Origin of the sequence: Geothrix edaphica, from assembly GCF_030268045.1 — a bacterium.
Taxonomy (GTDB): domain Bacteria; phylum Acidobacteriota; class Holophagae; order Holophagales; family Holophagaceae; genus Geothrix; species Geothrix edaphica.
In genome coordinates this window covers 329323-351237 of record NZ_BSDC01000001.1, presented here as the reverse complement: position 1 = coordinate 351237, position 21915 = coordinate 329323, and the positions used below count along the sequence as shown (strand labels likewise).

At 65.4% G+C, this 21915-nt stretch carries 21 protein-coding genes; 13 read left to right on the top strand and 8 right to left on the bottom strand.

The window, feature by feature from the left end:
• Positions 1–25 precede the first annotated feature (25 nt).
• From QSJ30_RS01630 to QSJ30_RS01605, 6 genes are all read left to right on the top strand, one after another.
• Positions 26–1249 (top strand): DNA methyltransferase, encoded by a 1224-nt coding sequence (locus tag QSJ30_RS01630; RefSeq protein WP_285606039.1) that lies wholly within the window; start codon positions 26–28, stop codon positions 1247–1249.
• A gap of 242 nt (positions 1250–1491) precedes the next feature.
• Positions 1492–1794, top strand: a complete 303-nt coding sequence (locus QSJ30_RS01625; RefSeq protein ID WP_285606038.1) for a hypothetical protein — start codon at positions 1492–1494, stop codon at positions 1792–1794.
• 63 nt (positions 1795–1857) lie between these two features.
• The gene (locus tag QSJ30_RS01620) at positions 1858–2694 is read left to right on the top strand and encodes a class I SAM-dependent methyltransferase (RefSeq protein ID WP_285606037.1); all 837 of its coding nucleotides are present in this window, start codon (positions 1858–1860) and stop codon (positions 2692–2694) included.
• A 66-nt stretch (positions 2695–2760) separates the two neighbouring features.
• Positions 2761–4518 (top strand): B12-binding domain-containing radical SAM protein, encoded by a 1758-nt coding sequence (locus QSJ30_RS01615; RefSeq protein WP_285606036.1) that lies wholly within the window; start codon positions 2761–2763, stop codon positions 4516–4518.
• Between the two features lie 219 nt (positions 4519–4737).
• Entirely contained in the window at positions 4738–5190 is a 453-nt protein-coding gene (locus tag QSJ30_RS01610) for a cupin domain-containing protein (protein WP_285606035.1), read from the top strand.
• Positions 5191–5255: 65 nt separating this feature from the next.
• Positions 5256–5981, top strand: a complete 726-nt coding sequence (locus tag QSJ30_RS01605) for an oxygen-binding di-iron domain-containing protein (protein ID WP_285606034.1) — start codon at positions 5256–5258, stop codon at positions 5979–5981.
• A 64-nt stretch (positions 5982–6045) separates the two neighbouring features.
• Here QSJ30_RS01605 and QSJ30_RS01600 read toward each other — a convergent pair whose 3' ends face one another.
• The 7 genes from QSJ30_RS01600 to rpmB all read right to left on the bottom strand — a co-directional run bounded on the left by QSJ30_RS01600 (position 6046) and on the right by rpmB (position 11159).
• Complete coding sequence (locus tag QSJ30_RS01600) at positions 6046–6660, bottom strand: OmpW/AlkL family protein (RefSeq protein ID WP_285606033.1); 615 nt, start codon at positions 6658–6660, stop codon at positions 6046–6048.
• A gap of 100 nt (positions 6661–6760) precedes the next feature.
• Positions 6761–7786: a cytochrome d ubiquinol oxidase subunit II gene (cydB, locus tag QSJ30_RS01595; RefSeq protein WP_285606032.1), complete on the bottom strand. Its 1026-nt coding sequence runs from the start codon at positions 7784–7786 to the stop codon at positions 6761–6763.
• An 11-nt stretch (positions 7787–7797) separates the two neighbouring features.
• Positions 7798–9117 (bottom strand): cytochrome ubiquinol oxidase subunit I, encoded by a 1320-nt coding sequence (locus QSJ30_RS01590; protein ID WP_285606031.1) that lies wholly within the window; start codon positions 9115–9117, stop codon positions 7798–7800.
• A gap of 43 nt (positions 9118–9160) precedes the next feature.
• The gene (locus tag QSJ30_RS01585; RefSeq protein WP_285606030.1) at positions 9161–9637 is read right to left on the bottom strand and encodes an RrF2 family transcriptional regulator; all 477 of its coding nucleotides are present in this window, start codon (positions 9635–9637) and stop codon (positions 9161–9163) included.
• A 123-nt stretch (positions 9638–9760) separates the two neighbouring features.
• Entirely contained in the window at positions 9761–10189 is a 429-nt protein-coding gene (locus tag QSJ30_RS01580; RefSeq protein ID WP_285606029.1) for a GNAT family N-acetyltransferase, read from the bottom strand.
• Positions 10186–10887 carry a tRNA (adenosine(37)-N6)-threonylcarbamoyltransferase complex dimerization subunit type 1 TsaB gene (tsaB, locus tag QSJ30_RS01575; protein ID WP_285606028.1) on the bottom strand — a complete coding sequence of 234 codons (702 nt, stop codon included), beginning with the start codon at positions 10885–10887 and terminating at the stop codon, positions 10186–10188. Before tsaB ends, QSJ30_RS01580 begins: the two co-directional genes overlap by 4 nt.
• A gap of 80 nt (positions 10888–10967) precedes the next feature.
• The gene (rpmB, locus tag QSJ30_RS01570) at positions 10968–11159 is read right to left on the bottom strand and encodes a 50S ribosomal protein L28 (RefSeq protein WP_243286606.1); all 192 of its coding nucleotides are present in this window, start codon (positions 11157–11159) and stop codon (positions 10968–10970) included.
• Positions 11160–11294: 135 nt separating this feature from the next.
• Here rpmB and dprA point away from each other — a divergent pair, with 135 nt between their 5' ends.
• The 6 genes from dprA to QSJ30_RS01540 all read left to right on the top strand — a co-directional run bounded on the left by dprA (position 11295) and on the right by QSJ30_RS01540 (position 20367).
• Positions 11295–12152, top strand: a complete 858-nt coding sequence (dprA, locus tag QSJ30_RS01565) for a DNA-processing protein DprA (RefSeq protein WP_285606027.1) — start codon at positions 11295–11297, stop codon at positions 12150–12152.
• A gap of 48 nt (positions 12153–12200) precedes the next feature.
• Complete coding sequence (gene topA, locus QSJ30_RS01560; protein ID WP_285606026.1) at positions 12201–14735, top strand: type I DNA topoisomerase; 2535 nt, start codon at positions 12201–12203, stop codon at positions 14733–14735.
• A gap of 176 nt (positions 14736–14911) precedes the next feature.
• Positions 14912–17650, top strand: a complete 2739-nt coding sequence (locus QSJ30_RS01555) for a TrlF family AAA-like ATPase (RefSeq protein ID WP_285606025.1) — start codon at positions 14912–14914, stop codon at positions 17648–17650.
• Positions 17651–17814: 164 nt separating this feature from the next.
• Positions 17815–18330 (top strand): DinB family protein, encoded by a 516-nt coding sequence (locus QSJ30_RS01550; RefSeq protein ID WP_285606024.1) that lies wholly within the window; start codon positions 17815–17817, stop codon positions 18328–18330.
• A gap of 594 nt (positions 18331–18924) precedes the next feature.
• Positions 18925–19380: an aminoacyl-tRNA deacylase gene (locus tag QSJ30_RS01545; protein WP_285606023.1), complete on the top strand. Its 456-nt coding sequence runs from the start codon at positions 18925–18927 to the stop codon at positions 19378–19380.
• 234 nt (positions 19381–19614) lie between these two features.
• Positions 19615–20367, top strand: a complete 753-nt coding sequence (locus tag QSJ30_RS01540; protein WP_285606022.1) for an SDR family NAD(P)-dependent oxidoreductase — start codon at positions 19615–19617, stop codon at positions 20365–20367.
• Between the two features lie 12 nt (positions 20368–20379).
• On the opposite strand, the gene QSJ30_RS01535 is transcribed toward QSJ30_RS01540, so the two are convergent.
• Entirely contained in the window at positions 20380–20859 is a 480-nt protein-coding gene (locus tag QSJ30_RS01535; protein ID WP_285606021.1) for a hypothetical protein, read from the bottom strand.
• A 264-nt stretch (positions 20860–21123) separates the two neighbouring features.
• On the opposite strand from QSJ30_RS01535, the gene QSJ30_RS01530 reads away from it, so the two are divergent.
• Positions 21124–21909: an alpha/beta fold hydrolase gene (locus tag QSJ30_RS01530; RefSeq protein WP_285606020.1), complete on the top strand. Its 786-nt coding sequence runs from the start codon at positions 21124–21126 to the stop codon at positions 21907–21909.
• The last annotated feature ends 6 nt before the right edge of the window (positions 21910–21915 follow it).

Genomic DNA, 21915 nt, shown 5'->3' with positions numbered 1-21915 from the left:
CCTGGATGATCTGGGAAGGGCAGGGATGGAGACGGATTCAGCCGCGAGCAGGGCCTTCCTGGCCGACCTCGCGCCGGTGGAGGACGCGGCCTGGGACGAGGTGGAGACCGCCTCCGGCCGCCGCCCCCGGCTGTCGGCGGAGTTCTGGACCTCCCGCCAGCGGCAGGCCGCCAACCTCCACGAGATCTCGTACCGGGCCTGCTACAAGCCCCAGCTGCCCCGCCACTTCATCGAGCGCCTCACCCTGCCCGGCGAGCGCGTGTACGACCCCTTCAGCGGCCGGGGCACCACGGCCCTGGAGGCGGCGCTCATGGGGCGCCGGGTGGCCGCCAACGACCTCAATCCCCTCTCGCGCATGCTGGCGGAGCCCCGGCTCACCCCGCCCGCTCCCGCCGACGTGGCCCGGCGCCTGACGGAGATTCCGCGCACGGCGCCCTCGGATGGTCTGGATCTCGCCATGTTCTTCCACCCGGACACCGAGGCCGAGATCCGCGGCCTGCGGGACTGGTGCCTGGCCCGCGAGCGGAGCGGCGAGCTCGATGCGCTCGACACCTGGATCCGCATGGTGGCCACGAACCGGCTCACGGGCCACAGCCCCGGCTTCTTCTCGGTCTACACCCTGCCCCCCAACCAGGCCGTCAGCGCCGACAAGCAGCGCCTGATCAATGCGAAGCGGAACCAGGTCCCGCCCTACCGCGACACGCATGCCCTCATCCTGAAGAAGACCCGGCAGCTGCTGACGGGCCTGGAGCCCCTGGCCCTCCGGAACCTGGCGACGGCGGCCGGGGACGCGGTCTTCCTCACGGGCGAGGCCCGGGCCACGCCCGGCCTGGAGGACGGCTCCGTGGCCCTCACTGTGACCTCGCCGCCCTTCCTCGACGTGGTGGACTACGTGGGCGACAACTGGCTGCGCTGCTGGTTCAACGGTCTGGACGCCGAGGCCATCGGCCGCGGCCTCAGCACCCACCGCACGGTGGCGGCCTGGTCCCAGGCCATGAGCGAGGTCTTTGCCGAGCTGTTCCGCGTCACACGGCCCGGCGGCTTCGTGGCCTTCGAGGTGGGCGAGGTGCGCGGCGGCAAGCTGAAGCTGGACGAGGTCGCCCTGCCCCTGGGCTTGGCCGCGGGCTTCCGCGCCCACGGCGTGCTGGTGAACACCCAGGTCTTCACCAAGACCGCCCACATCTGGGGCGTGGACAACAACGGCAAGGGCACCAACAGCAACCGCATCGTGCTCTTCGAGAAGGCCTGAGCGCCGGACAGGATGGCACCCGAGGCCAAGCATGGTGTTGGTTTGCAATGGGTAAAAACAGGCATAAATATTTTTTTGATTCATTGACGCAGCTTCAGAAGATCCCATTCTTGGGGTCCTGACCCTGGCCTTCCGGGGTTTCTGGGGTTGACGCCCTGAGGAATTCCACGCTCGCCTGCCTGTGCCGGCGCGCGACCAGGGTCTGGATCGGGGAGAGAGGACTCCTCCCCGGGGGAGGCTCCATGCACACCGTCATCCGCGGCTATGCCGGCAGTAAGGAAATTGCCGACGAATTGCTGGAGTGCAGCCAGGACATCGAGGCCGTGATCGGTTCCGTGCCCGGCTTCATCGCCTACTACCTCATCAGGACCGACGATGGCGCCATGTCCATCACGATCTGCCAGGACCGCCACAGCTGCGATGAATCCACGAAGCGGGCGACGGTCTGGCTGGGCCGGAACCGGCCGGCCCTGAGGATCCAGCCGCCCCGGATCGTGGAGGGCGAAGTGACGTTCCAGTTCAGCAAGGCCCACGCCATGGCCTGAGGGGACCAGGTCCCCTGCCGAAGCCTCTCGAAGCCCCCCTGCCACCTGCCTGGAGGAGCGACCATGACCACCCCGCACCCCACGCCCGCCCTGACCCCGGAGATGGCCACCCTCAAGGTCCGCCTCAAGGCCACCTGGATGGCCGGCGACTATGCGCATTTCGCCACCTACCTGGAGCCCGGCGCCCTGGCGTTCCTGAACCGCCTCGGGCCCGAACCCGGCATGCAGATGCTGGACGTGGGCTGCGGGGCGGGCCAGATCGCGATCCCCGCCGCCCGCGCGGGGGTGCGCGTGACGGGGATCGACATCGCCACCAACTCCATCGAGACCGCGCGGAGGCGCGCCCAGGCCGAGGGTCTCGAGGCCCAGTTCGAGGAGGGCGACGCGGAGTCGCTCGCCTATGAGGATGGCGCGTTCGACCTGGTGGTGAGCCTCATCGGCGCCATGTTCGCGCCGCGGCCCGAGCGGGTCGCCGCTGAGCTGGTCCGCGTGTGCCGGCCCGGGGGCCGCATCGCCATGGCGAACTGGACCCCCGAGGGCTTTGTCGGCCAGATGTTCAAGGTCCTCGGCAAGCACGTCCCGCCGCACCCCCTCATGGCCTCCCCGGTGAAGTGGGGGGACGAGCCGACCGTCCGCGAGCGGCTGAAGGACGGGGTCTCGAAGGTGGCCACCCGGAAGCACTTCTACCCCATGCACTACCCCTTCCCGCCGGGGGATGTGGTGACCTTCTTCGAGCGCTACTACGGCCCCACGAACCGCGCCTTCGCCTCACTGGATGCGGAGGGGCAGAAGGCCCTGCATGAGGACCTCGAACAGCTCTGGGCCGACCACAACCACGCCCGGGACGGCTCGACCCGGGTCGAGGCGGAGTATCTCGAGGTGGTGGCGGTCCGCAGCTAGGGACCTTGCCCGGCCCCAGGGGGAACCGACCCTTGTCCCGGTCGCCCAACCAGAAAGGGGGAGGAATTGGGACGCAGAGTCCTGCTGGTCTATCCGGAAATGCCCCCCACCTACTGGAGCATGCGGTACGCCCTGCCCTTCATCGGCAAGAAGGCGGTCTTCCCGCCCCTGGGCCTGCTCACCGTGGCCGCCATGCTGCCGGAGGGCTTCGAGGTCTCCCTGGTGGACCTGAACGTGGAGCCGCTGACGGAAGCCGCCGTGGCCCGGGCCGACCTCGTCTTCATCTCCGCCATGATCGTCCAGAAGGAGTCCATGGCGCAGGTCGTCCAGCTCTGCAACCGGCTGGGCAAGCCGGTGGTGGCCGGCGGCCCCTACCCCACCAGCTGCCACGACCAGATCGCCGGCGTGGACCACTTCGTGCTGAACGAGGCGGAGGTCACGCTGCCGCTGTTCCTCCACGACTACGCCCTGGGGCGGGCCAAGCCCCTGTACGCCAGCACGGAACGACCCGACCTCACGCGCACACCCGCGCCGCGCTTCGACCTGGTGCGGCGGAAGGACTACGCGGAGATGGCCCTGCAGTTCTCCCGCGGCTGTCCGTATGACTGCGAGTTCTGCGACATCATCGAGCTGTTCGGCCGCCGGCCCCGCACCAAGACCCCGGCCCAGTTCCTCCACGAGATGGACCTCCTCTACGCGGAAGGCTGGCGCGGCCCCCTCTTCCTGGTGGATGACAACTTCATCGGGAACCGCCGCGAAGTCCGCGCCCTGCTGGCCGAGCTGATCCCCTGGCAGCAGCAGCGGCACCATCCTTTCACCTTCTTCACGGAGGCCAGCCTCGACCTGGCCAGTGACGAGCCGCTGCTGGACCAGATGGCCCAGGCCGGGTTCAACATGGTGTTCCTGGGCATCGAGACGCCCGATCTCTGCGCCCTGCAGGCCGCCGGGAAGCGGCAGAACCTCAAGGCCGACATGCTCGCCAGCATCCGGAAGATCCAGCGCAAGGGCCTGGAGGTCTCCGGCGGCTTCATCGTGGGCTTCGACAGCGACGGCGGCGACATCTTCGAGCGCCAGGTCCGGTTCATCCAGGAGGCCGCCATCCCCACGGCCATGGTGGGCCTGCTCACCGCCCTCCCCCGCACCCGCCTGCACCGCCGCCTCGAGGCGGAGGGCCGCCTCACGGGCGATTCCGGCGGGGGCAACAACACCCACGACCTGCGCCTCAACTTCCTGCCGAGGATGGACACCCGGAAGCTCATCGACGGCTACAAGCGCATCCTGGCTGAGATCTACCGGCCGGACCGCTACTTCGAGCGCTGCCTGAAGCTCCTGAAGACCATGAAGCCGCCCCTCACCTCGCGCCGGAAGCTTCACCTCATGGAGCTCCGGGCCTTCGTCCGGTCCCTCGTCGTCCAGACCTTCTCGCGCTACGGCTGGACCTACTGGCGCTTCCTCGTGCAGGGCTTCCTCGCGCGGCCCCTCATGGTGCCGGAGACCGTCACCCTGGCCGTGAAGGGCCACCACTTCTTCAAGATGACCCGGAGCCTGCTGGAGCTGGAGCGCTTCAAGGCCAGCCTCCAGGAATTGGCCAGGACCTTCGAGGGGCGCCTGCAGGCCGCCACGCCTCTGGACTTCCCGCAGCGGCTCGCCGAGCTGAAGGTCCTTCGGGACCAGGCGCTGAGCCAGACGCAGGCCCGGTACCAGCGCCTGCCCAAGGACTTCCGCGCCTACGCCGACGACGCCGTGGCCGCCTTCCGGGCCACTCTGGAGGCCCATCTCGCGCGTCTCGCGGGCGAGGTTCCGCTCCCGGCCAGCGTCACATGATGACCGGCACCGAGGTGCGTGGTTGATGGATCGATTTGGTAAAATAAACGCATAGAAATTTTTTTGACGCATTGACTCCAAGCTCCGGGGGCCCATGTTGGATGACCGCCCATGGGCGGGACTTCGCCGCGCCCCTGGGTGGGCCGGCAGCCGGGCGCAACGCCTGGAGGGGCCGCGCCCTTCGAGGTACCGGCTCACCGCAGCCACAAGGAGGGTTAGATGAAGACACGCACTCTGGCCGTTTCCGCACTGGCGCTGGCCCTTGCCGCCTTCGCGCCGCCCGCCCTCGCCAAGGATGGCAAGAAGGCCGGCACCGCCATCCTGATTCCCGCCGAGGACCTCAAGTGGACCGACGTGCCTGATTTCCCGGGCGTGCAGATGGCGGTCCTCGAAGGGGATCCCGCCAAGGGGGCGGGCCACTTCCTGATCAAGCTCAAGGACGGGTTCGTCACGCCGCTGCACCATCATTCCTCCGACCACTTCGCCACGGTGCTCTCGGGAACCATGTCCTTCACCGTCGATGGCAAGGAGACCCTGCTGCCGGCAGGTTCCTTCTTCGTGTTCAAGGGGAAGAAGGAGCACATCACCAAGTGCGTGCCCGGCGCCGACTGCGTGCTCTCCGTGGACGTCCGCGGGAAGTGGGACGTGGTGCCCGAAGCGCCCAGACCCTAGGCGGAGACACAGGCCGGTTCCGCGCCAGTCTATTCCGGTCGTTCCATCGGAGCTCCGAGGTCCCCATGACCACCTGCGTGGACGAAATCGCCGACGGGATCTTCCGCATCAGCACGTCGGTCCCCATCCCCGCCGTCCCCGGCGGCTTCACCTTCAACCAGATCCTCATCCGGGACGCGGCGCCCCTGCTGTTCCATACGGGCCTGCGCAGCCTCTTCAACGTCACCCGGGCCGCCATCGAGCGGGTGCTGCCGGTCGCCTCGATCCGCTACCTGGGCTACTCCCACGTCGAAGCGGACGAGTGCGGCGCCATGAATGACTTCCTCGCGGTGGCACCCGCCGCCGTCCCCTTGTGCAGCCGGGTGGGCGCCCTGGTGTCCATGGGGGACATGGCCGACCGGCCGCCCCGCGCCCTGGGCGATGGCGAGGAGCTGGATCTGGGGCGCCATCGGGTCCAGTGGGTGGATACGCCCCACGTGCCCCACGGGTGGGACGCGGGCCTCCTCTGGGTCTCCACCGCCCGCACCCTCCTCTGCGGCGACCTGTTCACCCAGCCCGGCGCGGAGCTGCCCCCGATCACCGAAGGCGACATCCTCGGCCCCAGCGAGGCCATGCTCGCGGGCATGGACTACTACGCCTGCCGGGACAAGGCCCGGACCACCCTGGCGCGCCTGGCGGAGCTGCGGCCCGAGACCCTCGCCACCATGCACGGCAGCTCCTTCCGCGGCGACGGCGCCTCCCTGCTGGAGGCCCTCTCCGCGACCCTGGCGGAGCCCACGGGCGTCCGCTGACACGGAGGCGCAGCGCGCCCGCAGGTCCCTGCCACGCCTGCGTGGCAGGGACCTGCGGACAGGATTAAAACCGGTAACCGACACCCACACCGTAGAGCATGGGATCCACCTTCACGGTCGTGACCTTGGCGCCGGTCGCGGCGACCTTCACATCGCTCCGGATCTGCACGTATTTCACGTCGAGGTTGATGAAGCAGTTCCTGGCCACCCGGAAGTCCACGCCAGCCTGGGCGGCCAGACCCACGCTGCTCTTGTCCAGGTCCAGCGCCCCGCCCGCCAGCTTCACGTCGGAGATGAGGGTCAGGTTCAGGCCCGCGCCGACGTAGGGATTCACAGTCCGGGCGGGAAGGAAGTGCCACTGGGCCGTGAGGGTGGGCGGCAGCTCCTTGAAGGTGCCGATCTTCGTGCCCGACAGGGTGACATCATGCTTCTGGGGCACCGTGAGCACCAGTTCCGCGGCCAGGTTCGGGCTGAAGAAGTAGCTGAAGTCCACTTCGGGGATGGTCTTCGAGCTGACGTGGATGGCGTCGGCAGGGAGGCCGGAGGCCGCGTCGGACTTGTCGGCGGGCTGGAGGGAGACGGCGCGCAGGCGCACCATCCACGGGCCCTCCTGGGCCTGGAGCGAGGCAGGACTCAGCAACCCGGCGGTCAGGGCCACCGGCAGGATGAGGGACTTCATGGGACATCTCCTTGGCATCGCCCCGGAAGCGGGGCATGGGACACAAAGGCTCCCCACCCCGCCATGGGACGGGGAGCCGGTTCACACGCGATGGATCAGGTCAGTAGGAAGGGCCGCGGGAGATGCTCTCGGCGGTGAGCGTGTCCCGGAACTTCAGGTAGACCCACAGCTGGTAGCCGATCACCACGGGCAGGAAGCAGAGCACCACGCCCAGCATGATCTTCAACGTCAGCGGACTGGAGGCGGCATTGAAGGCGGTCACCGAGGCCGTGGGGTCCAGGCTGGAAGGCAGCAGGTTGGGGAACAGCCCCGCCACACCAAAGAGCACCGCGCCCAGGATGAGGACGGAAGACGCGAACCAGGCCTTCCACCAGGCGCCCTTGGCCACGAACACCCTCAGTGACAGCAGGCCCGCCACCGCGAGGAGCGGCAGGATCAGCAGCAGGGGCTTGGCCAGGACGTTCTGCCAAAGCCGGGTGCTGAACCACGTCATGGTCAGGAAGGCCACGGCCACCACGGCTTCCACCAGCCACAGCGACGTGGCGAGGTGCCCGGCGCGGGCCTGTAGCTCACCCTCGGTGCGGGTGGTCAGCCACAGGGCGCCATGCACGGCGAAGATCAACACGAAGAGCACGCCCCCCAGCAGGCCGTAGGGGTTCAGCAGGGTGAACAGGTTGCCGTGGAAGAGGCCTCCGGCATCCAGCGGCAGGCCCGCGAAGATGTTGGCGAAGGCCACGCCCAGCAGCAGGGCCGGGAGGAACGAGCCCACCACCAGGCAGGCGTCCCAGGTCGTGCGCCAGGCCTGGCTGTCCTCCTTGCCCCGGAACTCGAAGGCCACGCCCCGCAAAATGAGCGCGAAGAGCAGCAGCATCAGCGGCGTGTAGAGGCCGGAGAACATGATGGCGTAGGCCCGGGGGAAGGCCGCGAAGGTCACGCCGCCCGCCGTGATGAGCCACACCTCGTTGCCATCCCAGAAGGGGCCCATGGCGTTCACGAGGATCCGCTTCTCGGCTTCATTTTTCGCCAGGAAGGGGAAGAGGGTCCCCAGGCCCAGGTCGAAGCCGTCGAGCATGAAGTAGACGGCCCAGGCCACTCCCCAGATCACGAACCAGATGGTCTCGAGCATGATCGCCTCCCTCACTTCACGGCCGCGGGCGCGGCTTCAGGGCCCTTGCGGGCGAACTTGAACAGCAGGTAGAAGTCCACGGCGCCCAGCAGCGCGTAGACGAGAAAGAAGGCCACCAGCGACGTGCCCACCTGGGACACGGCGATGGGCGAGACCGCATCCGTGGTCTTCATCAGGCCGTAGACGATCCATGGTTGGCGGCCCAGCTCCGCGAGGGTCCAGCCCAGTTCGTTGGCCAGGTAGGGCAGCGGGATCAGCCAGGGCAGGATGCGGAGGAAGCCTTGGCGGTCCTCGATGCACTCCCGCTTCAGCCAGGCGTAAAGACCCACGGCCAGGAAGAGGAAGGCCAGGCCCACCATGGCGCGGAAGCTGAGGAACACCGGCAGCACCGGCGGGCGCTCGGAAGCGGGGTAGTCCTTCAACCCCTTCACCTCGCCGGCAGTGGAGTAGGTGGCCATCAGGCTGAGGCCGCTGGGCACGGACAGGCTCTGCACCGTGTTGCGTTCATGCTTCGCGTCGGGCCAGGCGACGAGGTTCATGGGCACGTTCCGGCCCGTCTCCCAGTGGGCTTCCATGGCCGCGAGCTTGGTGGGCTGGGCCTGGCCCAGGATCTCGGCGTTCATGTGGCCCTGGGCGATCTCGAACAGGGCGAAGATCAGCGTCCAGGCGGCGGCGATGCGGAAGGACTTCTTGAAGAAGGCCACCTCCTGCTTGCGGAGCATGTGCCACGCCGAGATGCCCAGCACGAAGAAACCCGCCGTGAGGTAGGCTCCGCCCAGAGTGTGGATGAACTCGAGGATGGCGAAGCGCTGGGTGATGACGGCGAAAAAGTCCGCCAGCTCGGCCCGACCGTGGCGCAGCGCGTAGCCCACGGGGTGCTGCATCCAGGCGTTGGCCACCAGGATCCAGAAGGCCGAGATGTTCGAGGCGATGGCCACCAGCCAGATCGTCACCGCGTGGGCCTTCCTCGAGAGCTTGTCCCAGCCGAAGTACCACACCGCGATGAAGGTGGATTCCAGGAAGAAGGCCGCCGTGGCCTCGATGGCCAGCAGCGAGCCGAAGATGTCGCCCACGTAGGCGGAGTAGCGCGACCAGTTCGTGCCGAACTGGAACTCCAGCGTGAGGCCCGTGACGATGCCCACGGCGAAGTTGATGAGGAAGAGCTTTCCCCAGAACTTCGTCATGCGCTTGTAGTCCTCGTCGCCGGTGCGCACGTACTGCGTCTCCATGATGGCGACGAGCATCGAGAGCCCCAGCGTCAAGGGCACGAACAGGAAGTGGAAATAGGTCGCCACCGCGAATTGCAGGCGCGACAAGGTCAAGGCGTCCACGGACTCCTCCTACAGGTCTGGGTTGGGGATGGGGGTTAGGGGATCAGGAACAGTTCGACGCCGCCTGGGTCCTGAGCGCCGAATGGCAGCGCAGGTGGGCGGCGAGGTGGGTCTCCGGGGTGCGGGCCAGCGCATCGAAGCGCACGCCGGCCAGGTGGGTCTCAAGGGTGCGGGCGGCCTCGGCCCAGGCCGTCTGGATGGGGCAGCCATGCGCCAGCGGGCAGTGGTGGTGTCCGTCCAGGCACTGGTTGAGGACGATGGGGCCTTCGAGGGCGGTCACCACGTCCAGGAGGGAGATCTCCGAGGCGGGGCGGGCCAGGGCGATGCCGCCGCCCGTGCCCCGGGCCGTCTGGAGGATGCCCGCCTTGGCGAGGCCGCCGATGAGGCGGCGGACGAAGGGCGCGGGCAGGAGGCGGGCCGCGGCGATCTCCGCGATGGAGGCCCGGGTCCCCTCCGGCAGCGAAGCCAGGTGGAGCACCAGCCGTGCCGCGTAATCTGTCTGTCTGGAGATGCCGACCATGGGACCTCGAAGGTGACCTTGGAGATAACATTACCTCCACCGTCATCTTGGTCAATACCCTTTGGTCGTCAATTTAACGGATTCATGCGTAGCCTGAATCCACCGGTCCAAACCCCGTGGCGCTCAGCCCATCCGCTGGAACAGCAGCGCGTCCTCGCCGTCGGTGTAGTACCGGTGGCGGCGGCCGCAGGTCTCCCAGCCGCAGGCTTCGTAGAGGCGGATGGCATGGTCGTTGGAGGGCCGCACCTCCAGGAAGAGATGGACCAGGCCCTCCCCGGCCAGGTCGCGCTGGCAGGCCTCCAACAGGACAAGGCCCAGGCCCTGCCCCCGGGCCTCCGGTGCCACGGCGATGCGCAGCAGCTCCGCCTCCCCGGCCGCGGGCACCCGGGACCACCGGGCGAAGGCCAGCTCGGGAATGACCCACAGGGCCTCGTGGGGGGCCAGGCTGGTCCAGGCCGCGCCGAAGGCCAGCCGGTCCAGCCGCGAGACCCACTCCGGCAGGGGCGCCGCCTCCGCCAGCCTCAGCACCTCCACCTCCGGGCGCCTTCTCATCGCGCCACGCCCTTCCGCAGGGCCTCGGGCAGGTGGGCGGCGGCGTGGGGGAAGTTCACTTCCGCATCGGTCTCCCGCAGGTAGAAGGGCACCAGGGGCGCCTCGGGAGGCCCCTGGGAGACCCGCCGCGCCAGGGTCGCCAGGCCCGCCAGGGTGGCCTCGCCCTCGTCCGCCAGGGGGATGCGCTGGGCCGCGGGCAGCAGGGCCTCCACCTTGGGGGCGAAGGCCTCCGGGGCCCACCAGGGCTCGGCGCCCACTCGCTCCGGCAGCGTGGCCAGGGGGTGCTTGGCGGCGGGTTCCGTGGGACCGTCGTCGGTCCAGCGCTGGTGGAAGGCCTCGCTGCGCTGGCCGTCCAGGAGGATCCAGAAGGGTCCGGCCACACCCGTCCGGCGCAGCGCCTCGGCCCGCAGGGCGAAGGCGGAGAAGCCCCAGGTGGGCAGGCCCGTGAGGCCGAAGCCCTCGGCCGTGGCCACGCCGATGCGCAGGCTGGTGAAACCCCCGGGCCCCAGGCAGGCGGCCACGCCGGTCAGGTCCGCGGGCCGCGCGCCCGCCTCGGCCATGAGCTCGTCCAGGGTGGGGATCAGGCGCTCGCTGTGCCCCCGCCCCACGCCCGACAGCACCCGCCGCGCCCACGCCCGCTCGCCCCGGATCAGCGCCAGGTGCAGGATCTCCGTGGTGGTGTCGAGGGCGAGGAGCATGAGGTCAGTGTGACAGGCGGGCCCGGACCGAACGCGAAGCGGCGGCCGTCCGGCCGCCGCTTCGAGGTTGTGCCTGAACCTTAGACCGCCTTCAGGACCTTGCCGGCCTGGATGCAGGAGGTGCAGACGCGCAGGCGCTTGGGGGCGCCGCCCACCAGGGCGCGCACGCGCTGGATGTTCGGGTTCCAGCGGCGCTTGGTGACGTTGTTGGAATGGGAGACGTTGTTCCCGAACTGGGGCTTCTTGCCACAGACTTCGCACTGACGGGACATGGGAACCTCACGAGCCAGAAGTGAAAACAGCCAAGAGAACCAGTGTAGCCATGTACGGAGGGAACGCAAGGGGAAAGCCCTTGCGCTCCACTACTTCAGGTGGCCACGATAGCCTCCATCCTACCGGAACACCCCATGGACCTCGCCCTCTGGGCCCTCGCCTTCACCGTGCTGGACTGGCCGGAACGCTGGAAGGCCGAGGCCTGGGAGGCCCTCCAGGCCGGGGTCGAGCCCAGCCTGACCGCCACGCAGGCCGACACCCTGGCCCACCTGGCGGACGACCTGCCCCGCCGCCGCCAGGAGGCCCAGGACCAGGGCGCCCGCCTGCTGCTGCCGGGGGATCCGGGCGTGGACACCCTCCAGGCGCCCCTGCCCTACCCCGTGGCCCTGTGGGTGCGGGGGACGCTGCCGCCGCCCTCCTCGAGCGGGGCCCGGCGCATCGCCATCGTGGGCAGCCGCGTGGCCAGTCGCCGCGGGCGGGAGCGCACGCGGGCCTGGGCGAAGGCACTCACAGAGGCGGGCGTGGCCGTGATCTCGGGCCTGGCCCGGGGCATCGACGGGGCCGCCCACACGGGGGCCCTCGAAGCCGAGTCGGGCCTGGCCGCCACCTGGGGCGTCATGGGCTCGGGCCTGGACCACCCCTACCCGCCGGAGCACCGCGACCTCATGGACCGCATGGTGGCGGCCGGGGGCGGGGTCATCACCCCCTTCCCGCCCGAGGCCCCGCCCCGGAAATGGCACTTCCCCCGGCGCAACTGGCTGCTGGCGGCCTGGTCGGACGGCGTCCTGGTCACCGAGGCCCGCCTGAAGTCCGGCTCCCTGGTCACCGCCCGCCTCGCCCTCGACCTGGGCCGGGAGCTCTGGGTCTGCCCCGGGGCGCCGGAAGATCCTTCCGCCGAGGGCCCCAATGCCTTGCTAAGGGAAGGCGCCGCACGCATTTGCCTATCGCCTGCCGACCTCCTGGAGGACCTCGGCCCCACCCCAGTCACTTGACAAACCTCCGCCCTTAGGTTCCATCCTTAGGCCCCTAGGAGTTCCGCCGTGGCCAGGAAGCTGAAGCAAGACGATGCCGGTGCACCAAGCCCCGCCGAGCCCACCGTGAAGGGCTCGAAGCTCGTGATCGTCGAAAGCCCCTCCAAGGCCAAGACCATCACCAAGTACCTGGGCAAGGGGTACAAGGTCATGGCCTCCGTGGGCCACATCCGGGATCTGCCCCGCAAGCTGGGCGTGGACATCGAGAACGGGTTCCAGGAGGAATACGAGATCAGCCCGGCCAAGGAGAAGGTGGTCCGGGAGCTGCGCACCGCCGCCAAGTCCGCCTCCGAGCTCGTGCTCGCCACCGACCCCGACCGCGAGGGGGAGGCCATCAGCTGGCACCTGCTGGAGGCCATCAAGCCGCCCAAGAGCCTGCCGGTGAGCCGGGTCCTGTTTAACGAGATCACCCCGGCGGGCATCCAGAAGGCCATGGCCGCGCCCACGGTCATTAATAAGAAGCTGGTGGACGCCCAGCGGGCCCGCCGCGTGCTGGACCGCCTGGTGGGCTACAAGGTGAGCCAGGTGCTCTGGGACAAGGTGCGCCGGGGCCTCTCGGCCGGCCGCGTCCAGAGCGTGGCCGTGCGCATCATCGTGGACCGCGAGAAGGAGATCCTGGCCTTCAACCCCGTCGAGTACTGGGTGCTGAAGGGCCGGTTCGCCGCCAAGCTGCCCCCCAGCTTCTGGATGAAGCTGGTGAAGGTGGGCGGCGAGGCCCTGCAGCTGGGCAACAAGGAGACCAAGCGTCGCGTGGCGGACGCCGTCCAGGCCAAGGACCTGAAGGCCAAGCTGGAGAAGGCCACCTACACGGTCACCAGCCTGGAGACCAAGGAGAAGAAGCGGAACCCCGCCGCCCCCTTCACCACCGCCAAGCTGCAGCAGGAATCGGCCCAGAAGCTGAAGATGAGCGTGAGCCGCACCATGCAGAACGCCCAGCGGCTGTACGAGGGCGTGGACTTCGGCGAGGGCCCCGTGGGCCTCATCACCTACATGCGCACGGATTCGCCCCGCATGGCCCCCGAGGCCATCGACGCCACCCGCGAGTTCATCGCGAAGAAGTACGGCAAGGAGTACCTGCCCGCCAAGGCCCGGGTCTACACCGGCAAGGCCGGCGCCCAGGACGCCCACGAGGCCATCCGCCCCACGGACATCACCCGCACGCCCGAGTCCCTGCGCGGGCACCTCGAACCGGATCAGTTCCGCCTCTACGCCCTCATCTGGCGGCGCACCATGGCCTCGCAGATGGAGGCCGCGCGCTTCGACGAGACGGTGGTGCAGACGGAAGCGGAAGTCGGCAAGGAGACGGCGCTCTTCGAGGCCAAGGGCGAGATCGAGCGCTTCCCCGGCTGGCTGGCGGTCTACCGCGCCGAGAAGACGGAGACCGAGGCCGAGTCCATCGCCGACGCCACCAAGGGCGACGAGGAGGACGAGGACGAGGCCCTGCTACCGGCCCTCAAGCTGGGCGAGGCCCTGAAGCTGGAGCAGCTCGACGCCGACCAGCAGTTCACCAAGCCCCCCGCCCGCTTCAACGAAGCCACCCTGGTGAAGGAACTGGAGGAGGACGGCATCGGCCGCCCCTCCACCTACGCCAGCATCATCAGCACCATCCAGGACCGGGACTACGTGAAGAAGCACGAGGGCCGCTTCAAGCCCACGGAGCTGGGCATGGTGGTCACCGAGCTGCTCATCCAGGGCTTCCCGCGCCTGCTGGACAGCAAGTACACCTCGGGCATGGAGGGCAACCTCGACCTCATCGAGGACGGCAAGCTCACCTTCAAGAAGGCCATGACCGACTTCTACGGCCCCTTCGAGCAGGCCCTGGCCGCTGCCGGGCAGGACATGCAGAACCTGAAGGCCGGCGTGCCCACGGGCGAGAAGTGCCCCAAGTGCGGCGACCGGAAGAAGCACCCGGGCGTGCTGCTCAAGCGCATCGGCCGCAACGGGCTCTTCGTGGGCTGCACCAACTACAGCGCCGAGGCCGAGAAGGACAAGTGCGACTACACGGCGGACCTGGAGAAGATGGAGGAGCCCGAGGACGCGCCGGAGTGCCCGCTCTGCGGCACCACGCCCATGAACCTGCGCAAGGGCCAGTGGGGCCCCTTCTGGGCCTGCCCCAACTACCCCAAGTGCAAGGGCATCGTGAAGGCCGATCCCAAGGGCATCCCCGTGCCGCCGGACGAGCCCATCGGGGAGAAGTGCCCCAACTGCGGCAAGGACTTCGTGAAGCGCCACGGCCGCTACGGCGAATTCATCTGCTGCATCGACTACCCGACCTGCAAGACGGTGAAGAAGGAGATCCTGGCCGTGCCCTGCCCCAAGTGCGGCGGCGGCCTCAGCCCCCGCAAGACCCGCTTCGGCAAGGTCTTCTACGGCTGCACCAACTACCCCAAGTGCGACTTCACCGCCTGGGACAAGCCCGTCCCCGTCACCTGCCCCGCTTGCAAGAACCCCAGCATGGGCGAGAAGACCCGCAAGCCCCGGGGCAAGGACCCCATCCAGGTACTCATCTGCCCCAAGTGCGGGCATGAGGAGCCGATGGGGTAGAGCATTCGTAATGTCTTTACTTCAGTACTGAGTAGTTTTCCAATTTGATCTCCAGTCGCCCATTCTAATTGCAAGTCACAAATTGTATTTTTCATCGTCCTTTTTTCAGATAAATTCAGCCTGGCAATCAGGCCCGTGCTATATCCCTAGATTAGATTTCTGATTAGGGAGGATTTGTGAGCCCCTTTATTCGGCAGCTAGCTCCAAGTTGGGGCGGGCTTATTCCCGGGGTAAGGTGGTATCGATCAGACCTTCACCTACATACGCTCGATGACCACCTAGGAGGTCGGACCAAGGTACCCTCGGAAGTCGGAATCAGTCCAATAGATGCGCGGTTCGACCCCAAAATCTACGCACGTGTCTTTCTGCAAAAATCTATCAAGAAGGGAATCCATGTACTTGGCTTGACTCCTCATAATCCATTTGCAACTCCTCAATTATCCTTAGTTTGGGAGATTGTCGAGGAATGGAACTCGGGTATCGATGATGATGAGATACCATTTCGCGAAAAAATATTCGCAGTCTTTCCTGGGTTTGAACCCAATTTAAGCGATGGAGCCGCTGGAGTTCATTTTTTATTCCTGTTCGATCCGGAGATCGGGAGAGAAAGATACACACGAGCATATAATGCTTCAATGGGCGGGATTGCCCCATATCATGAAGGCAACAGCCTTAAGATGTCTCCCAAAAAATTTGATGAAACCTATGATGGACTCCAAAACTTAAAACAAGCTGAAGGTGGTTGGGATTTTATTGTTCTAGCCCCTCATGCATTTTCGAATCACGGTTTTTTTCAAGAGCAAAAAAGCCAAGTTCTACAACAGTCGGCCAAACACTGCCTCCACGGAATTGAACTAGGCGATGATAAAAGCCTGGAGACGACCCTATCTACTCGCCAATGGCTACTCCCAGCGGCTCAGAAACTTCGCCATGGTTTTTTTCATGGAAGCGATGCATATAGCGTCGAGGACATTGGAAATCGATGGAGTTTAATCAAGCTGGCTGAGCCAACCGTCGCCGCCTTGAAACAAGCGTTCCTAGCTAATGACTCACGAATACGGTTGGCATTTGGGGATCGGGAAGATGGCAGCTACGGCTTACTTCCATCCCTACCCGATCCAGGTGTACCGACCCATCCATGGATGAGATGGGTAGAAATCAAATCAAGTACTTCATTTTTTTCTAAAACCGGAGGAGAAACCTTCCACTTTAGTCCATATTTCAATTGTATCATTGGTGGAAGTATGACTGGAAAATCCACCTTCTTAGATGGCTTGAGGTCAAATTGTCAATTACCTATGCCTTCCGACAGACGGTTATCCAGTGAGGTGTTGGAGCGTGGGCAGCATAGATTTGCCGGGATGGAAGGGAGTATTTCAGTTTCGGTTCCGCCTGACACATATGAATCCGCATCGCGACCCACCAAAGAAAACTGGCCTGCTTGGTTCTTTACACAGGGTGAATTGAAGACACTTGCAGGTGATGACTTCGGTCGTGCTGAAGTCATCCATGGTTTGGATCCTGATCAAAAGCCCAAACTTGACACTCTCTTATCTGAAATAAGGGGAAAAAACCATCAACTGAAAGAACTTTCTGAAAAACGCACTGGTATTTTTTCAAGACTTACCGAGGAAGAGTCGGCATTCAACATTTCAAATAATGCCAAATTAGCTCTTGTTCGATTCGAGGATCTTGGGATTGCCGATCTTCATAATATTCAACGTGATACTTCACGTCTTAGGAATCTTCAATCATTCATTGTGGGTATGGAATCCAATATTTATGGCCTCAGCGAGTCTGTTAGAAATCTCGTTATGCCAGAAATAAGTGAACCAACATTGGTTAAATTACTGACGGACGATAATGGTTCTCTAATCGAAGATTTTAATAAATTTGGAGCGAGCGTCCATGACATTCAAGAAACCAAGAAATTAATTCATGATCGTATACAACGAGCGGTTGATGTCGGTGAAACACATGAGCGGGAACTAAAGCACCAACTGGCTGTAATGCTTGTTCAACAAGGTGGTCGGCCCGAAGATCTTGACCAATTTGACGCCCTCTCTCGGTCTGCCAGGGATTACGAAAATTTGAAATCATCATATGAACGAACCAAAAAAGAACTTGAAGAATTAGATAATATACTAACCCAAACAGAGAACTCGCGGTTAGAGCTTCGAGAAAAATATCGAGAATCATTAACAGAAGTTGGCAAAACGGTACAATCTAGGTATAGGGATATCCGGATTCGATTTATACCCCAAGGAAATCAGGACGAATTAGGAGAATTTCTAACTTCATTTGCGCAGGTTGGAATTACACGCTGGTGGAACGAACGGCGCACCAAACCAATCGAGAATATGCATGATTTACTTTGTAAATTTGCAAGAAATTCAAGCAATTATTCAGGTTTAGAGCTAGGAGATACAACTAAGAGCACACTTTGGGAGAAACTTCAGGGAGAGTTTTTATGGCGACTTCGATCCATTTGGTGCCCTGATCTAGTCCTGATCGAAAAGGAGCTAGAAAATGGAGAATGGCGTGGGCTGGAAAAACTCTCGGGAGGAGAACGTACAAGTGTTCTTCTGACTCTTTTACTTGATAGCGATGACAATCGACCATTAGTAATTGATCAGCCTGAAGATGATTTAAATAATAGATTCCTATGGGACAAAGTTCTCCCCGCACTCCGCATGCGGAAGGATAGAAGACAAATAATCTTTGCCACCCACAATGCGAATATTGTCGTGAATGGCGACGCAGATCAAGTGCTTTATTTTGAAGCCAATGCAGAGCAAGGTTGGGTTTCATCAAAAGGAGCAATAGAACAACCTAAAATTAGAAATGCCATATTAGAAATACTTGATGGAGGCCAAGAGGCATTTCATCTTAGAAAATTGAAATATGGATTTTAGTGCATTAAGCACTTACTGCATTGATACGGTAAATCAATTGATTTCGTGTAATCATAATCATTATTGTTTATCTGGCAACTCTCAATGATATTTTGGCCACAATGCTTTAATTATGATTGATCGAGCTTCATCTACGATTTCAGGCGCCCCGGGATAATACATCCATGCTCCAGGACACTCCTTCCTTCCTCGCCTACTGGCGCAACGCCCGGTCCCGCACGGTGCGGGTGCTGGAGGCGCTGGCGCCCGAGGACCTGGAGTGGGCGCCGGTGCCGGGGGCCTTCACCTTCGGCGACCTGTTCCGCCACCTGGCTGGGCTGGAGCGCTTCATGTACGCGGAGAACGTGCGGGGCCGCCCCAGCGCCTACCCGGGCCACGGGGTTGAACTCTCAGGGGGGCTGGCCGCGGGCCTGGACGGGGTGCGCGCCTACCTGGACCGCTGCCACGCGGAATCCCTGGCCCTCTTCGGCACGCTCACGGACGCGGACCTGCTGGCCCCCTGCGTGAACCCCGCCGGGGCTTCTATGGCCACATGGAAATGGCTGAGGGCCATGGCCGAGCACGAGGCCCACCACCGCGGCCAGCTCTACCTCATGGCCAGCCTCCGCGGCCGCCCCGTCGCCTCCCTCTTCGGCCTCACCGAAGAACAGCTCGCCGCTGCATCCAAGACGAAAAGCTGAATGGGCCACGGATTCACACGGATGGACACGGATTAAAAAAGATTCAGCCGGTGATGCACGGAGATAAACGGGGAAGGCGTGTCGAGGGTTTCCCGCATGGGCCCGCCGGAGGCGGCTTCCGGCCTGGCCGGAAGGGAGCCGGGGGCGCCGTGGCTGCGCTCCCATAAGGCCCGGCGGCGGCGCCCCCGGCTCCACCCAGGCTGCCTCGTCGCAGCAAATCACTGAAATCACCGAAATCGGTGGCGAAAAGCAGTTGGCAGGTGACGCCGCCCACACCGGCCAACTGCGGACTGGTGGCGCACCAGACGATCTGTAGCCACGCCTTGCTCCCCGGCCCACAGCGGGGCCCAGGGACAAAAGATCAGATGAAGCGGAGGACAACGGAGGAGCTGAGGAAAGCGGAGAAAGAAGAATTCGTTACCTTCTTTTCTCCGCTCTCCTCTGCCGCTCCGCTTCCCTCCGCTTATGGATGCTTTTCAGCCCGACCACCGCGCGCCACGCTGGTTAAAGAATCCGTGTGAATCCGTGTCCATCCGTGGCCAACCTTTCCCCCGGGACCCATCCTTGCTCCGCGTTCGGTCCAAGGAGGCTGCCATGCCCATGACCAGGCTCGAGGAATTCCTCAACAAGAACGGGGTGGCCCACCAGGTCATCCCCCACGCGCTGGCCTTCACGGCCACTTCGGTGGCGGGGGCCGCGCACATCCGCGGGAAGGAGATGGCCAAGACCGTGGTGGTGAACCTCGACGGCCACCTGGCCATGGCCGTGGTGCCCGCCGACCGGAAGGTGGACCTGGAGCGCCTGCGCCAGGCCACCGGATCCGTGACCGCCGAGCTGGCCGACGAGCGCGAGTTCAGCGGCGACTTCCCCGGCTGCGAGCCCGGCGCCATGCCGCCCTTCGGCAACCTGTACGGCATGCCGGTCTACGTGGAGCCGCACCTGGCGGCCGACCCGGAGATCGCCTTCAACGCCGGCACCCACACCGAGCTGATCCGCATGGCCTACAAGGACTTCGAGCGCCTGGCCCACCCGATGCTCGTGGACATGTAGGGCCGGCTGCGTCCGCGACCCAAACACCACGAGGTGGCGCGCCATCGGCGCCTGGATCCTCGTGTCCGATAGGGCTTTGCTGGAAAAAACAGTGGCCATGACGCCCGCCGAAGCGAAGAATGGGGCCGCGGCAGGCCGAGGGCGGGAAACCAGCTTTTCCGCCATCCCCAGACGTTTTCCGCCGGGAAAGGCCTTCCCGGGACGTTGCCCTGCCGCGCCACCGAGGAGGTTGCCATGCGCCTGAAGGGCAAGACCATTCTCATCACCGGCGGCGCCAGCGGCATCGGGCTGGCCACGGTGGAGCGCTGCCTGCAGGAGGATGCGCACGTCGTCCTGGCGGATCTGTCCGACTCCAAGGGCGCCCAGCGCGCCAAGGAGCTGGACGCGCGCCACCCCGGCCGCTGCCTCTTCCTGCCAGTGGATGTCACGTCCACCAACCAGGTGGACCGGCTGATCGCCGATACGGTCGCGCAGCTGGGCCGCCTGGATGGCGTCTTCAACAACGCGGGCATCGGCGGCCTGTGTCCCGCCGACCAGTATTCCGACGAAGCCTTCCTGCGGGTGCTCGACATCAACCTGACCGGCGTGTTCCGCGTGGCCCGGGCGGCCCTGCGCCAGATGTACCTGCAGGGCAGCGGCAGCATCGTCAACTGCGCCTCCATCCTGGGCGTGTTCGGCCAGACCCTGACGGCGGCCTACTCCACGGCCAAGGGCGGCGTGGTGAACCTCACGCGCACGCTGGCGCTCGAAGCTGCGAGCAAGGGCGTGCGCGTCAACGCCGTCGGCCCCGGCTACATCGACACGCCCCTGCTGGCGGCCCTGGATGCCGAGGCCCGCCAGGCCCTCATCGACCTGCATCCCCTCGGCCGCCTGGGCCGTGCGGACGAAGTCGCCAACGCCGTGGCCTTCCTGCTGAGCAGCGAAGCCAGCTTCATCACCGGCGCCCTGCTGATGGTGGACGGCGGCTACACCGCCGGGAAGTCCTGACGGCGGCGGGACCTACTGGAGCACGCTCTTCTTGAAGGTGGTGACGATCTGTCCCGCCACGGCGGGGTAGACGTCATCGGCCGACCCCTCGCGGGGGCCGCTACCTTCCTCCTGGAGCAGCTCCAGGCTTTCCCCCGAGGCGTCCTGGATGGCGAACTCGACGACGAAGGTCCGCGCGCCCGGCTCGGCCCGCATCACCGTGACGCTCAGACGGTACGGGCTGTCGGGGCGGAGGAGGCCCTCCAGCGAGCTTTCCAGGGCCGCGGCGAACAGCCAGGCCCGCTCCGGGGTCTTCCAGCCGATCCGCCCGTCCCAGGACACGCCGCGCTCCCGCTCGAAGGCCTTGGGCAGGCTGAAGGGCAGCTGCTTCGAATCCTGGGCGGCGGCGTTCCGGTGGACCGGCGCCCGGTCCGTGTCGGGCGACCCATGGGCCGCCAGCGCGGCTCCTCCAAGTCCAAGCAGGGCGATCCAGGTACAGAGACTCCTCAGCACGGGCGATTCCTCCTCGGACGGGTTGCAGGGTGTGATGGAAAGGCGATGGGGCAGAGCGTGTCGGGACAGGGAGTGAAAACCTTTCATCGCCTATCGGCAGATATCCTCGTGGCGTGAGCGGTTTCCCCGGCTCCAGGACCGATCGGACGACCTGGGAAGGGCGGGATCTCCCGCGCGCCAGCCCGTCGCCGGCGCGAGGCGAGGGAGGACCAGAGCCGGATTCCCCGAGGGCACGGTTTCTTCTGAAGCTGGGATACTCCCCCCATGCCACCCCCGGCCCCCGTCCTCCAGCGCACCCCCGCGGACCGCCCGCTGCTGGTCCTGCTGCCCGGCATGGACGGCACGGGGCTGATGTTCGAGCCGTTCGTGGCGGCCCTCGGCCACTCCGGCTTCGAGGCGCGGGTGATGCGCTACCCGGCGGCCCTGACGTCTTACCCGGCCTGCATCCATCACGCCCGGACGCTGCTGCCCCGGGACCGGCCCTTCCTCCTGCTGGGGGAATCCTTCTCGGGCCCCGTGGCCGTGGCCCTGGCCGCGGAGGCGCCGGAGAACCTGGTCGGCCTGGTGCTCTGCGGCACCTTCGCGCGGAACCCCCGGCCGGGCCTGGCCTGGGCGGCGTCGCTGCTCGGCATCCTGCCCAGCCGCCTGCCGCTGTTCCTGATCCGCTTCCTGCTGCTGGGCCGCTGGGCCACGGAGCCGCTGCTGGCGCGGGTGCAGGCCCTGCTCCCCCAGGTGCCCGCCGGCACGCTGAAGAGCCGCCTGCGGTCGGTGGTGGCCGTGGACGAGACGCCCCTGCTGGCCCGCCTCCGCGTGCCCACCCTGGCCCTCGTCGGGGCCCAGGACCGGCTGGTGCCCCCGGTGGCCACCGAGTGGCTCCGCGCCCATCTCCCCAACCTGGACATCGCGCGGCTCCAGGGCCCCCACTGGCTCCTCCAGACCCGCCCCGACGCCGCGGTAAAGGCCATCGAGGCCTTCCTGGAACGCCTGCCGAAGGGCACAGAGGTAGAGCCGGAACCCCTGGTGGCGGTGGAGACGGACCCGTCAACGTAGGATACT